10 protein-coding genes are annotated in these 15,257 nt (G+C 36.3%); 4 read left to right on the top strand and 6 right to left on the bottom strand.

Annotation, left to right across the window (positions count from 1 at the left end):
* From EMTOL_RS00400 to EMTOL_RS00425, 6 genes are all read right to left on the bottom strand, one after another.
* The gene (locus tag EMTOL_RS00400) at positions 1-1,917 is read right to left on the bottom strand and encodes a heparinase II/III domain-containing protein (protein WP_015027272.1); all 1,917 of its coding nucleotides are present in this window, start codon (positions 1,915-1,917) and stop codon (positions 1-3) included.
* A 15-nt stretch (positions 1,918-1,932) separates the two neighbouring features.
* Positions 1,933-2,757 (bottom strand): sugar phosphate isomerase/epimerase family protein, encoded by an 825-nt coding sequence (locus tag EMTOL_RS00405; RefSeq protein WP_015027273.1) that lies wholly within the window; start codon positions 2,755-2,757, stop codon positions 1,933-1,935.
* 28 nt (positions 2,758-2,785) lie between these two features.
* Positions 2,786-4,654, bottom strand: coding sequence for a heparinase II/III domain-containing protein (locus tag EMTOL_RS00410; protein WP_015027274.1), 1,869 nt, complete (start codon positions 4,652-4,654; stop codon positions 2,786-2,788).
* A 111-nt stretch (positions 4,655-4,765) separates the two neighbouring features.
* On the bottom strand, positions 4,766-6,385 hold the full coding sequence (locus EMTOL_RS00415) for a RagB/SusD family nutrient uptake outer membrane protein (RefSeq protein ID WP_015027275.1): 1,620 nt from the start codon (positions 6,383-6,385) through the stop codon (positions 4,766-4,768).
* A 79-nt stretch (positions 6,386-6,464) separates the two neighbouring features.
* Positions 6,465-9,608, bottom strand: a complete 3,144-nt coding sequence (locus tag EMTOL_RS00420; protein ID WP_015027276.1) for a SusC/RagA family TonB-linked outer membrane protein — start codon at positions 9,606-9,608, stop codon at positions 6,465-6,467.
* Between the two features lie 79 nt (positions 9,609-9,687).
* Positions 9,688-10,881, bottom strand: a complete 1,194-nt coding sequence (locus EMTOL_RS00425; RefSeq protein ID WP_015027277.1) for a glycoside hydrolase family 88 protein — start codon at positions 10,879-10,881, stop codon at positions 9,688-9,690.
* A gap of 340 nt (positions 10,882-11,221) precedes the next feature.
* On the opposite strand from EMTOL_RS00425, the gene EMTOL_RS00430 reads away from it, so the two are divergent.
* The 4 genes from EMTOL_RS00430 to EMTOL_RS00445 are packed head-to-tail and all read left to right on the top strand — an operon-like array spanning position 11,222 to position 15,189.
* Positions 11,222-12,238 carry a LacI family DNA-binding transcriptional regulator gene (locus EMTOL_RS00430; protein WP_015027278.1) on the top strand — a complete coding sequence of 339 codons (1,017 nt, stop codon included), beginning with the start codon at positions 11,222-11,224 and terminating at the stop codon, positions 12,236-12,238.
* Between the two features lie 18 nt (positions 12,239-12,256).
* Positions 12,257-13,087, top strand: coding sequence for a 5-oxoprolinase subunit C family protein (locus tag EMTOL_RS00435; RefSeq protein ID WP_015027279.1), 831 nt, complete (start codon positions 12,257-12,259; stop codon positions 13,085-13,087).
* Positions 13,077-13,838 (top strand): LamB/YcsF family protein, encoded by a 762-nt coding sequence (locus EMTOL_RS00440; RefSeq protein ID WP_015027280.1) that lies wholly within the window; start codon positions 13,077-13,079, stop codon positions 13,836-13,838. Before EMTOL_RS00435 ends, EMTOL_RS00440 begins: the two co-directional genes overlap by 11 nt.
* A 34-nt stretch (positions 13,839-13,872) precedes the next feature.
* Positions 13,873-15,189 carry an MFS transporter gene (locus EMTOL_RS00445; protein WP_015027281.1) on the top strand — a complete coding sequence of 439 codons (1,317 nt, stop codon included), beginning with the start codon at positions 13,873-13,875 and terminating at the stop codon, positions 15,187-15,189.
* Positions 15,190-15,257 lie beyond the last annotated feature (68 nt).

Below are 15,257 nucleotides of genomic sequence, written 5' to 3' on the forward strand. Positions count from 1 at the left end.
TTAATTGAGTCCCAAAGTAAACGAATTTTTCGATTTTTGTACTAAACTTTTAGCATTCAAAATAATTCTTTGAACAGGTAGATTATCCCATTTTGTTTTGAAACTTACATACTCCATGCCTTCAGTTGATGGTAGCTCAATAGATAAATCCCAAATTTTAGGGTCATATTGTAGGCTAACTACTTGACCTTTTGGCGTTTTAAGCAAAATTTTACCCGCTATTGAAGTATCAATTGTACAGATTGTCATGAATACTTGTTGTAAAGAAGTTGGTTTGTTACTCAAAACATAATCGTCTGTCAACTCCACTGTATTTTTTACACGATTGAGTTTTACTGTTCTATTCCAAGACTGAATACCTGCTTCTTTTTCATAAGCACCTGCAATGTCAAGACTAAGTGTAGCCTCTTTTTCAGAAATTGTACTTTTCACATTCGTCGCCTCGAATTGTCGGCCATCTTTCTGCCCAAAGCCATTGATTATCGGCAAATTATGATAATTTGATTGTGTAAACCAAAGTTCATAGCGTTTATTTGAGAAAGTACGAGCTGTATAATTCCCACGACCTGCATCAATAATTACAGGTTCGCCATTGGCATAAAGCATAAAATCGCCAACATCATTATGGTTATGACTTTCGGCATTGTGCCCGCCATGAGTTGCCATGAAGAAACCATTTTTTGCACGAGCAGTAAGTACTTGAATATCAGCAAACCATGCATCATTTACTGGAATATATGGCATGGTTTCTTTGGGTAATTGCTTGATTGATAGTAGATTTTCAATTCTTCTCGGACGATGATATGAACCACCCATTGAGGCAGAACTGAAATTTCTAAACGCCCATTGCCCCATTTGAATCATTTTTTCATCTTTAATGGCATTACCAAAACGATAAAGCATTAAGCCATCAGGACGAAGTTTGGGGTCTGCATCGGCAAAATTTACGAAGTAATAACCATCAATATGTGTTTTATATACATACGATGCCATTTTTTTGATGAGTGGTTCTTCATAAATGTTTATCTGATTTTTAGTTGCATTTGATAGCAGTTCTAAACAATCATAAACACTCGCCCCCGCTGCAAACCAATAGCTTGGACCTTCATCACAGCCACCATCTTCACCTAAACCATTGAGATAAAGATCAGTACCGAGCATTGTACCATATAGCATCTCTGCACGACGTTTTTCATCTTTTTCAAGTAAGAGTGTTGCAGAAATCCAATTAGACATAATCCAAGGGTTCCAGTTATTAACAGGCTTAGTTTTACTCATCCAACCATAACTATCGGCTTTGGTCATCATCGGCTCAAAGATTCGCTTATTTGTTTCATAATACATTCGCTTACGAATAAGCTTGCTAATTTTATCTAATTTTTCACCAACAAAATAATCAACCAAACCCATGAGCGAAGCTGTTTCGGCCGAAAATAAATCTACCACAGGATTTTCAACATCTGGTAATCCTCTAATGTGTGCTGGTACTCCCCAATAGCTTTCTTCACAAATAGACCAAACACCATTGAAGATTGCTTCCATGAAACGCCCTTTATTTTCAATACTTTCAGCTAATAATAAATCTGTAAGGGCATTTCGTTTCCCATAAGATAATTTTCCGTGACGTTCGCGATCGCCCGAACGCACATAATCTAATGAAACCGTGCCCGAAATTGCCTCAAACTTAAAATCGAGGAGATTCTCTCCATTTTTTACGATTTGTTTAAGCACACTATCAGGAACGGCAGCTTGCCATTCCTCAGGAGTTTTTGGATATGGATGGTACTCATTAAATGGAATTAATGCTTTTTTGACATCATCCACGGTATATTTTTTGGCAAAAATATTTCGTTGTGTAATTTGTGCTATTCCTATATGACTAATCAGAATAGCAACAAAAAATATAATTTTTTTCATTCGGATTCTTTAGTTTTAATAGCGGTCTAACATATCTAAAATTCCTCTTACATAACCGACTGATTCGGCTAATCCATTCTCTGCATTTTCGGCATCTTTTTCATATTCAATACTCATAATTCCTTGGTAATTCACTTCTTTTAATGCCTTCAATACTTTCGGAATATCAATGACACCTCTACCAATTTGAATACCGTCATTTTTTGCTTCAAAGCCATCTACATCTTTAAGGTGCATGTCATACATCCTATGTCCGTACTTCTTTATCGCTTCCACAGGATTCATTCCGAGCCTCACTACGTGACCAATATCAATACACAATCCAATACGCTTATCTAATTTTTCAATCTTTTGGTAAACCGTTGCTGGGGTAGGATAAACATCATCACCAGGACCATGATTATGTATGGCCAACTTGATGTTAGTCTCTTTTACGTACTTCTCAACCAATGGCAGTAGGTCATGATTCGGAACTCCAATGATAATCGACATTCCTGCGGCTTGTGCGTATCTGAACGCATTTTTTACTTCTGCTTCATTTTTCATATAAATTACGCCACCACCAAAAACATCCAAACCAGCAGCTTTTACTTTACCAATTGCCTCCTTAATCTGTGCTTCAGAGGCATCTAAAGGCAAATGGAAGTTTTTAAGAGCTATTTCTTTGATATTCAATCGTTTACAAATACCTATCACTTGCTCCAAGGTATATTTACGAAGTGTGTACGAAGCTAAACCAATGGTTAGTTTTGTAGTTTTAGGCGAAATTTTAGTAGCAAGCGGTAAAGCTACAGTTCCTAAACTTAAGCTTCGAATAAAGTCTTTTCTTGAGTATTTCATATTTAATTTTGGTTAGAAAATAGAGAATTTATTTCCAATCTTTTAAAACCTGAGATTTTGATTTGGTCTTTGCACCTTCAGGAATTAATTGAACTTCTAAAGTTGAATTTGTATTAGGCGATAAATTTGCTTCAAAACCTACTAAAATAGTTCCATCATTAGCCGCGTCATAATCATGTGGAGGTTTAGTTGACCATGTTTGTATTGTTTTATTTGCAGGTTGAATTACTTTCAAAATCAATTTTTTACCATTCTGACTTAGCTCAACTGTTTGATTATCAATTACTTTTACATCAGCAGGTGTTAGCATCGACCATCTGACAGTGCTTGCCTTTTCATTCGCTACGATTTCATCTTTTACCAAAACATATTGTTGGTCAATGATTGCTATTCCTCGCTTGGCAGAAGCTACTTGTCCATTATAAACGGCACTCATATCAGTTGTCGCACTTAGAAAATTAGGTTTACTGGTCGTTGAATTAATTGATGCGAACCCCTCCACACGTTGGTGCTGCATATTAATTGCCAAGGTACTATGGGCTAAATTATTGTAGCGAAAAACTTCCCATCGCTCTGAATTTTGTGCCATTCCCCATAATTTTACCCCCTTTGATTCGAGCGACTCGTACTCTTGCATGCCAAAATCCATCGACCATCTTTGGCCATTGGCATCCATAACAAAAGAGCCGACATCCATGTGACCATGATTTACTGAAGGAGATCCAGCTTTTAGTCCGACATAAATAGCTTCGGGTTTCGACCAAGACGTACGCATCATTGCTACAGGGTTTTTACCTTGTCCAACCCATAATAACTCCTTGGGTTCAATAAGTTTATCCAAAGAAATTCCTTTTCCCCAAATCATAGCCGCAGGCAAAAGACGGTCTTTCGCCATTGATTTATCTTTACCTTGTAAGTATTGTTTTTCTAAATATAACAAACTTGGATTATTGGTACGATTGGCAAACCAAAACATAGCAGGGCTAAGCCCAGTACCATTGCCCGCATCTGAGTAATTAAAACTTTTACCTGAAGCACCAATCATTTGCTGGAAATAGCCTGCAGTCTTTAAAAAACCAGCGGTATTCGATAATTCAAAATCGGTATTAAAAACTTTTTTGATTGCATCAAGAAACATTACGTTAAAACTTGTTCCATAGCCCCAATAGCTATAACCTTCTGGGTAAGCACCTTCTGGCTTATAGTCTTGCATGGGAAGTTTTATAGATTCAATGGCACGCTCAATGATTTGATTAGAAAAAACAGGATTTTCTTCATAAATCGCTAAAGCCCCGTAGGTCATTCCTGCATTACACACTTGATTCCAATTATGTGAGGCCTTTAACCAAGAATTGTATTTTGAATCAAGCGATGGCTCAATTCCCTTTTTCAGAATAGCTTCTTTGATAATATTTTTTGCAGAAAGGCTCAAATCATCATATAACCAATCATAACCAATCGCTACGCCCATGGTCATTTCGGCCACATCAAGAAAATGCGTTGGGTTCCAATCACTAAATTGAGATACTTTCACAAGTTCTCGTTCTGCACGTAAAAGATATTTTTTATCCTTAGTTGTTCGAAAAGCATAACTCAGAAAAAATACTCGTCTAAGACATTCACGAGATTTATCCAGTAGGCGTCGCCCAATTTGAATTCTTTCCAAGGTTGGTAAACCGATTATTTCATCGGCTTCTTTGATGATATTTCCATGAAGGATTTTCCAGTTAGGGTCAACACTGACACTTTTCAAAATACCCTGTTCTTCTCCTTTTAATAATAATATTCTTGGATGTGATGCTACAGGCACCGTTTCGGGAATATGTTTTGTTTGCCCACAAACAATCAAAGAAGAGCCAAAAAGGCTTATTTGAAATAAAAATTGTCTTAGTTTCATGTGTTAGAGAGGGATTGAAAAAGAGACCCAAAGGGTGATTAATTTATCGAAGATACAAAAAATTAATGCTCTCTCCGTATAAATGGAGAGAGCATTATATAAATTTAATGCTTACCAATTAGGATTTTGCTTTAAATTAGGATTCAATGAAATTTCATTCAATGGAAGAGGCCACAAATAATCTTTGGCAGGGTCAAACCTACGAAAATTGGCAGCTGTTACCAAAATGTAATTATCAGGTGTTAAATTTACGGTTGTTGTAGTTCCGAACTCTGATTTGAAGAAATAATTACCTAAAATTGGTTTCGGCAATTCAATTTCTGCAGCTTTCCAACGAATCAAATCCCAATAACGATGGCCTTCTTGGGCTAACTCAACTCGACGCTCACGACGTAATTCTTCACGCATATTTAAGCCATTAGCTGTTACAAAAGCATTACTTAATTTGGCAATTTTACCTCTTGTACGAAGCGGATTAATGGCTAAATCAAGATCAGCATCACTAATTGCTTCATCTAGCTCGTATTTTGCTTCTGCATAAGTCAATAAAACTTCTGCATAACGTAAAATCGGGCGGTCAATCGAAGATGCTTGATTATTCCAATCATCAATATTTGAGAATTTGCGGAAACAAAAACCAGTTTTTTGGAAAACTAGCACTGCAACGTCAAATACTTTCTTAGTAAAAATATAAGGGTCTCCAGCCTTCATTACCGTTTGATTCAACCTATCATCTCTATTTGTAAATACATCTGTACTTTTTACTGGTGCTTTATACAAAGGAGATTTAGTAATTGGTAAACCATCGCTCATCAAATATGAATCTACTAGGCTTTTGGTTGGATTTTTATTACCATTCTCAATCGTTCCTCTGTAATAGGTATGCGTTAGAACACGGTCGGTTAAGCTAACACCATATTGCTTCACAATGATATTTTCCTTGTTCTGAAATCCTTCTCCTTCATACTGAAACAAATTGAAGTAATTAGCGTAGAGGCTATGTTGACGGCTATCAATCACGGCTTTAGCAGCAGCAGCAGCAAGTGTTAGGTGTTTTTTATAATCGCCATAACTATGAAACTTCGAACGAGTTCCTTCAAAAAGAGCTACCCTTGCCTTAAAAGCTAAGGCTGCAGTGTTAGAAATTCGACCATAATTTGCCGTGCCAAGTGCACTCATCGTAGGGAGTTTTGAAGCTGCAAAATCAAGGTCTTGATAAATTTGGTCAAAGATTTTTTCTCTCGGAGATGCCGCTTCGGTCAATTCTGGCGAAGAATCATCCAAAGTTTTTAAAATTAGTGGAACATCTCCATATTTCTGTACTAAACTGAAATATCCCCAAGCACGAAAAAAGCGAGCTTCACCAAGATAACGGTCTATCACAGCTTGACTCGTTGTTGCTGCTGCTCGAGGGGCTTTTTCTACGATATTATTTGCTGCACGAATCAACTGATATGGCGTCGTATAATTCCCATCTGTTGATGGAGCTAAACGTGAGCCATCACTAATACTATTGGAGGTTAAACCAATGGCATCGTCTGACCAAACATCCTCATTGTTAAAACCAGGAATAAATGTATATAGGTAATTATTAGCAGCTATTAAATCGGTTTCCGAACGCCAAAAAGTAGCATCACTAATTGAGGTTTCTGGTAAACGATTAATATCGCAGGCAGTCATACTTAATGCAAGTACGCAGCTCGATAGAATATATTTGAATTTTGATTTCATAATAATAAATTATTGCGTTTTTGAACTTCGGATTTGAGGTATTGATTACTATTCAATACTTTTTTTGACGAATCAATGATTAAAAATTAAGGTTTAAACCAACTGATGCCGTAGCAAAGAAAGGATAATCGTTTTCAATATTATCTCTTTGTTCTGGGTCAAAATATCCTTTAAAGTTGCCCAACTTCGAGAATGTAAGAATATCTTGTGCCGAGAAGAATACCCTTGCTCTAGAAATCTTAATTCTATTCGTTAATTTTTCTGGAATGGTATAACCTACTTGTAAGTTTTTCAAACGAGCATATTGCCCATTTAACAACCACTTATCAGAAACACGATAATTGTGAGTACCACCAGTGTAAGGACGTGGGTAAAGAGCATTAGGATTTTCTGGAGTCCAATAATCACGGTGAATAGCTAAAGCCTGTTTCCAAGTTACTAAAAGTGGAGCAATCGTTTCTGTTTCTGGGCGGAATGAGCGTTTACCAACCCCCTGAATAAATGCAGAAAAATCGAATCCTTTGTAATTAAAGCCTAAAGTTGTACCAAAAACCATACGTGGTTGAGTCGTTCCAAGAAAAACTAAGTCACCAAAATCAGAAGTATTACCCTTACCAACATTGATTTTTGCATCACCATTCAAATCTAAATATTTAACATCTCCAGATCCAGTTCTGTTATCTTGGAAAGCCCAAGCTTTTACTTCATCAGCCGTTTGGAAATATCCATCTGTCAAATAACCAAAAACACTATTAAGTGGATAGCCTTCAACAATACTATTTGTTCCTGCCGATACTATATTTCTACCAGCAAAATTCAAAAGCTTATTTTGATTATCCGATAAGTTCGCAGCGATTGTATAAGAGAAGTCTTTACCTATTTGGCCTCTGTAACGTGCCTCCAGTTCCCATCCCCAAGATTTCAGCTCACCATTATTTTTTCTTGGTGTCCCAATTCCAATAACCGCTGGGAGATTTTGCGGAGTAAGCATATTTCGGTTATACTTCACATAATAATCACCATTCAAGTTTAATTTATTTTTGAATAATCCTAAATCAAAACCAACATTAGTGGTTTCGATTGTTTCCCAAGAAAGAGATTGAGATGGAATAGAACTTTGGAATAAATAAGAAGCACGAGAATCGCCTAATACTAAGGCCGAACCTCTACTCAACTGGCTTAGGTAATCATAATTTCCAATGGTACTTCCTCCAAGTGCACCTCCTAAACGCCCCCAAGAAGCACGTAACTTAAGTTCCGATACAAAGTTTATATCTTTCATGAATCCTTCACGATGTAAATTCCAGCCCACAGATGCAGAAGGGAATAACTTAACACGCAAATTTGGAGCTAACTTTGAATTTTCATCACGACGAATCGTAGCTTCAATTAAATATTTGCCATCGTAGTTATAATTTATGCGGCTGAATACCGATTGAGAGGCATTTGTAGCAATAGATTGACTGTTTGTTTTGGTTTTATCATCACCTAAATTAAGTGTAGGTAAATCATTACTCACCAAGTTTGTTGCTCCAGCTACCATGTTTTCGAATCTGAAATCTTCGTAGTTATAACCAACCAATAAGCCAAGATTATGTTTCTCTTTGAAAGTTTTATCATAATTAGCTAAAAACTGAAGGTTAGTATTATTTGTTCGTTCATCAGTTAGGGTGTAGCCATTAACTTGATTGATGTAGCTTAAAATCTTACCTCTACCCCAAAGCGGTACAGTTCGTGCAAAGTTAGCTCTATCACCAATGCGGTATTGTGTTCCTACCACTGCACGCAAGGTTAAACCCTTAACAATATTTGCTGCTTTAAGTGTAACGGTTCCGTCGTAATAATCTCTTGCATAACGGTTATATCCTCCAGACTCTAAACGTGCGTAAACTGTTGCAGCAGAACCAGCACCATTATATTGACCATCTGGTGTAAAAAATGGCGTACGAGTACGTAAACGATAAATTTCGTACATTAAACCTTGACCATTCAAATTGCCAGAAGCAGCATCTTGCTGGTCTTTTGTATAAGAAAGGCGGGCATCGAGTGAGAAAATTTTACTTAATTGTGCCCCTAAATTCAAGCGAAGATTGTATCTCTTATAACCATCTGGTCCGATTTTAAAAACACCACTTTTTCCATAATAACCACCTGACAACAAGAAATTTAATTTTTCATTGCCCCCCGACATGCTCAAATTTTGAGTAGTCATAGAAGAGTACTTTCTCAGTACTTGGTCAGTTAATGGAACTTGGTTGTAGAAAAGCCAAGTGGTTGTATCAGCAGGATTCACTACGTAAGGCACTCCATCTCTTATACGCTGTAAATCTACATCTGAATATTCAGGACCACTTCCTGAGTTTTTTCGAGATAAATTAGAAAACTCAGCTTCTTCCAATAGAGACATACGTTCTGGAACATTGATAGACCAATCTGTTCCTTGTTGTGCCAAATAACTAAACTTAACTTTACCAGTTTTTGCTTTTTTGGTAGTCACTAAAATTACCCCACCCGCAGCTTGTGCTCCATAAATTGCAGCAGCAGCGGCATCTTTCAATACACTAATGCTTTCTACATCATTTGGGTTAAGCGATTGGAGAGTATTACTTGGCATCGTAACTCCATCAACAATCAATAAAGGTTCGATGCTGCCGTTGGCTGAAGAGGCACCACGAATCTGGATACCAATTCCTTCACTACCTGGTTGTCCGCTCGAACGAGTAATAATTAACCCAGGACTCGTCCCTTGCAAAGCATTCGCTAAATTACTGGCAGGACGGTTTTCAATAACTTTAGAGTCAATCGTTGAAACGGCTCCTGTAAGATTTACCTTTTTTTGGGTACCATAACCAACTACTACCACCTCCTCAAGGGATTTCGCATCGGAGTTCATACCAACAATAATACTTGTCTGATTTCCAACTACAATTTCTTGTGTTTCATAGCCTAAGAAGCTAAAAACCAAAATTGAGGTCTTACTTGGAACTTTGATTGAAAAATCACCTTTGGCATCAGTTGTAGCTCCGCGAGATGTACCTTTAATGGTGATACTCACACCGGGTAAAGCTTCGCCTTTTTCAGCATCGCTTACTTTACCTGTTATGGTGATGTCGGCAGCGAAGGCTTGGCTTCCCAAAAAACAAAGCAAAAATAAAAGTTTTGTGATAAACCGTGCACACAACGGCTTACCCCACTGACAATACGACAGTAGATTTTTTTTCATAAAAGGTGAGTTTAAAATGGATAGTTAAATGTTTATTATCTTAGTTTCTTGTTAAAAATGAGTGTAATTAACTTATATTTTAAAATAGTTTCTGCTTATTTTTGAGTGCTTCATATCTTAAAAGACCTTCTAAATAATAATAATCGGCATAAACAAGTGGTACATCTACTTCTGAATTACCAGGCTTATGACCAGTACTATGCATTAAAATAAAGTGATTATTTTTGCCCAATTCGGCTTTGAAAGCTGGTGTAGATAGGGTTTCAAGCATTTTTACAGCTGAATTATAGTATTTTTTTGCATCTTTTCCTCCATAAGTGCTCAACTCTAATAATGCAGAAGCAGCAATTGCACCAGCAGAAGCATCACGTTCTTCACCTGGCTTACTAAAATCCCAGTAAGGAATTTTATCAGCTGGTAATGTAGGGTTATTTAGATAGAAATTGGCAATATTTCGGGCATGATCTAGATACTTTGCATCTTTAGTTTCACGATACATAACAGTGTAGCCGTATAAACCCCAAGCTTGCCCTCTAGACCAAGCAGATTCATCTGCCGCACCCTGATGAGTCTTTCTTGCTAATACTTCCCCATTATCTCCATAACACAACACATGATAACTACTATAATCAGGGCGATAATGGTTTTTCATAGTATTATCGGCGTGCGTTACGCTTAGATTATAAAAATCTTTGTTTCCTGATTCTTTGGCCGCCCAAAACAAAAACTCCAGATTCATCATATTATCAATAATTACTGGATATTTATATCCTCCTTTGAAACTCTCCCATGATTTAATCAAACCAACTTTCGAATTAAATCGTGTAGCCAGAGACTTTGCCCCAACAAGCATAACCTCCTTATAATCAGGATTTTTAGTAAGTCGATACCCATTTCCAAACGGACAATAAAGCATAAATCCTAAATCATGTGTACGAGTATTAAACTTTTCTTTTTCAACGGCCATCGTCCACTTTTCAGCGGCAGCCTTCCATTTGGGGTCATGATTAAATTGATAGATATACCATAAAGACCCACCAAAGAATCCACTGCACCACCATTCAGATTTCATATCTCTAGGCGAACCATCTGGATTTGTTGATTGAGGAAACTTCGTTATATCTTGATGTGCCGCAAGCATTCCTTCATATTGCTTCGCTGCAAACTCAAACTCTTTTTTTACATCAAGTTTACTTTGGCCAATCGCAGAAAGTGCCGATAATAATACTAGGCTGAAATACAACTTCACTAAGGATTTTCTTTGCATAATCATTTTTTATTTAATATTAAAAAAGTACAATTTTACTTCAACCTTTAGGCCTATATGTCGAAATAATTTAATTTATTATTAATGTCGAGAATAACATATTTTTTTTGAATATAATGTAGATATATTCATTGTCAAAGATAAAATAGTAAAAAAACTATATATTTTTATTCCAATTAAATGCAAACGTAACCGCAAACGTAACCGCAAACGTTTGCATATTGAACTAAGTAAATTTCAATCTCTATAAAAATTTATAATATTTTCAAATAATATTTTTTTGTTTTTTTGAGACAAGAAATTGAGAATTAATAAATAATATTGTAAAAATTATATTTTCAATCCAATGCATAGAACCACTCCTGTTACTATTAAAGACATCGCACAAGCTCTTAATATTTCTGTCTCAACAGTATCGCGTGCCTTGCGAGGAATGCCTGAGATTCACCCAGAAACAAAAAAAACAATTTTGAAATTGGCTGAAGAAATGGATTATCAACCCAATCAATTAGCCAAAAATTTAGTAGGCAACAGAACAAAAACTATCGGTGTTATTGTACCATCGCTTAGTTACTTTTTCTTCGCTTCAATGCTAAATAGCATAGAGGAAGCAGCCATGCAAGCAGGATACAGTGTGATGGTTTGCCAAACGAATGAATCCTACTTAAGAGAAGTAGCACAAATTCAGAATATGCTAAACTCACAAGTTGAAGGGTTTATTATTTCTCTTGCAAGAGATTCTCTAGATTTTGAACACATCAATCGTTTGATAAGAAAACAAATTCCAATTGTACTATTCGACCGATACAGTGATTCTATTGAAAGTTCTAAAGTAATTGTAGATAATAAACAAGCAGCTTTTAAAGCCACGAACCACATGATAGAGCGAGGTTGTAGAAGATTAGCGTGCTTAGCAGGCCCTCCTCATCTCGAAATTAGTAATCAACGTTTAGATGGGTTCCGCGAAGCCGTTATTAGCAATGGACTACCTTACGAAGAACAGTACGTAAGTCATAGTGACTTTACCCAAGAAAATACTATAATTCAAGCTCATAACATGATGAGTTTGAGTATTCCACCCGATGGAATATTAACAATGAGCGATAATATCGCATTCTCCACTATGTTTGCCCTCAAACAAAGAGGTTTAAGAATTCCTGAAGATGTGGCGATGGTTAGTTTCAATAATGAACCAACCTGCACCTATCTAACCCCATCTTTAACAAGTATCAGTCAGCCAATCAGAGAAATGGGCACCCAAGCAATAAGGTTATTATTAAAGCAATTAGAATCCGATATCATTGAAAACGAAACAGTCGTTCTTGATACCCAATTGGTCATTCGTGAATCATCTTTAAGATAATTTGATTATTTTTATCAGATGAAATTTATAAAAAAAGGCATACTTACGAGTTACCAAGATTTAGGGCAAAAAGGATTGCGTCATTTGGGTATAAACCCCAAAGGTGCAATGGATAGATATACTGCTCGAATTCTAAATATTGCTTTGGGAAAAAATGAAGAAGAGAAAGTTTTAGAAATGTATTTTCCAGCACCCGAAATTTTATTTGAAGAGGATTGTAGTATTATTATCGGCGGAGCAGATTTTTTACCTCATATTGATAATCAACCAATTATGAACGAAAAAGTTATATCGGTCAAAGCGGGTAGTATTATTAGGTTTAAACGCAAAATTAATGGAAACATCGCCTATTTAGCATCTACTAAATCGCCAATGCTATTCAAGGCTCATCTTGGATTTTCAATAATAGAAAAAGAACCACACAAACTAATCAGATTTATTGAAGGACATGAATTTGAGCTGTTAGAAAACGAGAGTAGAAACTGGGTTGAAAATAAACCTTTTCAAATTTCTTCTAACTCAAATAGAATGGGTTTTCGTATGATAGGTGAACCTCTTTTATTAAAAGAGAAAAAAGAATTGATTTCTTCAGCCGTTGACTTTGGAACTATCCAACTACTACCCAATGGGCAATTAATTATTTTGATGGCTGACCACCAAACTAGTGGAGGATACCCAAGAATCGGTAATATTATTTCAGCAGATATACATAAATTAGCACAATCTAGTATCAACGATTATATTTACTTGAAAAAAGTTTCTATTCAAGAAGCAGAAGATGCTTGCTTAGAACAAGAAAAAAATATCAAAAAACTTAAAGCCAGTATCAGATTTTTTAATGAATATTAAACAAATTGACCTAAACTGTGACATGGGCGAAGCCTTTGGCTCTTGGCCAATGGGAAACGACCAAAAATTGATGGAAGCGATTTCTTCAGCCAATATTGCTTGTGGTTTCCATGCAGGAGATGCTTCTATTATGAGAAAAACCGCTCAATTAGCACTTGAAAATGGCGTAGCTATTGGGGCACATCCAGGCTTTCCTGATTTACAAGGGTTTGGTCGTAGAAATATGCAACTTTCACCACAAGAAATTTACGATATTTGTGTCTATCAAATTGGGGCAATGTTTGGTACAGTAAGAGCTTTAGGTGGTAAACTACATCATGTAAAACCGCACGGAGCTCTTTACAATATGGCCGCCAAAGATATTGCCTTAGCAAAAGCCATTGCAGAAGCCACTCGTGCCATTCACCCAGAATTAATTTTGTATGGTTTATCAGGTAGTCATTTAATTTCAGAAGCTGAAAAATTAGGTTTACGAACGGCATCTGAGGTATTCGCCGACAGAACCTACCAAAATGATGGTAGCCTAACACCTCGTACGCACGCCAACGCTATGATAGAAGATACCTCTCTGGCCGTTGAACAAGTAATACAAATGGTGGAACAAAAAAGTGTATTCGCAACCGATGGCACAAAAGTAGGCATCAAAGCAGATACTATTTGTGTACATGGCGATGGAAATCATGCGGTGGAATTTGCATTTACGCTTAGAAAAGAACTACTTTTACGAAACATTACTATTAAACCTGTCTAATTTTATCTCAACTAACTGAAATTATAAGACTGCTATGTTTATAAAAAACCAAAAGAAAGTGCTGAATGCTTGGACAATGTACGACTGGGCGAATTCGGTGCACAACCTTGTTATTACTACAGTGGTATTTCCTATGTATTTTTTATCAACAACCTCTGTAAAAGATGCCAATGGAAATGTGATTAATGATGTAGTAAACTTTTTTGGATTCGAAATTCAAAATTCAATTTTATATTCTTACACCATTTCAGCCGCGACACTCTTTTTAGCCATTTTAAATCCAATACTAACTCCATTGGCCGATTCAAGTGGCAGAAGAAAGTTTTTCATGAAACTTTTTTGTTATTTAGGTGCAGCCAGTTGTGCTTATTTTTATTTTTTTACGAAAGATACTGTCAATTCAGCCGTAGTAGCATTTGGGCTTTCAATCATTGGTTGGGGAGGAAGTATCGTTTTTTATAATTCATTCTTACCAGTAATTGCCACAGAAGACCAATTCGATAGTTTGAGTGCCAAAGGCTTTACCATGGGCTATATCGGTAGCGTTATCTTGTTGATAGTTAACCTTTTAATGATTATGCAGCCTACCCTTTTCGGACTTACCCAAGCCGATTCAGATTCAGGTTTTACTGCCCGTATCTCATTCCTTACAGTGGGCGTGTGGTGGGCATTATTCGCACAAATACCTTTCTATTTTTTACCAAAAGACGAGCCCAAATCTTTCAAGACTGGTCGCATAACTACTGGAGTTCAAGAATTAATGATTGTTCTTAAAGAAATTAGAAGCAGAAAACTGATTACAAAATTTTTAACGGCATTCTTATTCTATGACATGGGTGTAATGACAGTTATTTATGTTGCCACTATTTTTGCAGATAAAGAACTCCACATCGAAAAACAAGGTCTCATCATTACGCTCTTACTTATTCAACTCATTGCAATACCTGGTTCTTATTTAGCTTCTTGGCTTTCAAGTAAATTTGGTAATACGAAAGGCCTTCTGGTATTTATATTTATTTGGGGATTAATGCCTCTGGCAGCTTATTTTACTACTACTCAAAACGAATTCTACGTAATTGCAGCCGTTGTGGGATTAGTAATGGGCGGAATTCAATCGCTTTCTCGCTCGACTTTCGCGAAGCTTTTACCAGATGATACAAAAGATACCGCTTCGTATTTTGGTTTTTATGATATTGTTGAAAAATTAGCAACAACCTTGGGAACTCTAATATTTGGAGCAATTGGACAGATTACAGGCGATATGAGAAATTCGGTGCTTTCAATTTTAGTATTTTTTATTGTAGGTTTTGTACTATTAATGCGTGTTCCATCGAAAAAGGTCTATCATTAATTCAAAAAGAATCATTGGTATAAGTACACAAATTATAGTATATTTGTAATACTATTTCTATATTATTT

The sequence above is a fragment of the Emticicia oligotrophica DSM 17448 genome, from assembly GCF_000263195.1.
Taxonomy (GTDB): Bacteria; Bacteroidota; Bacteroidia; order Cytophagales; family Spirosomataceae; genus Emticicia; species Emticicia oligotrophica.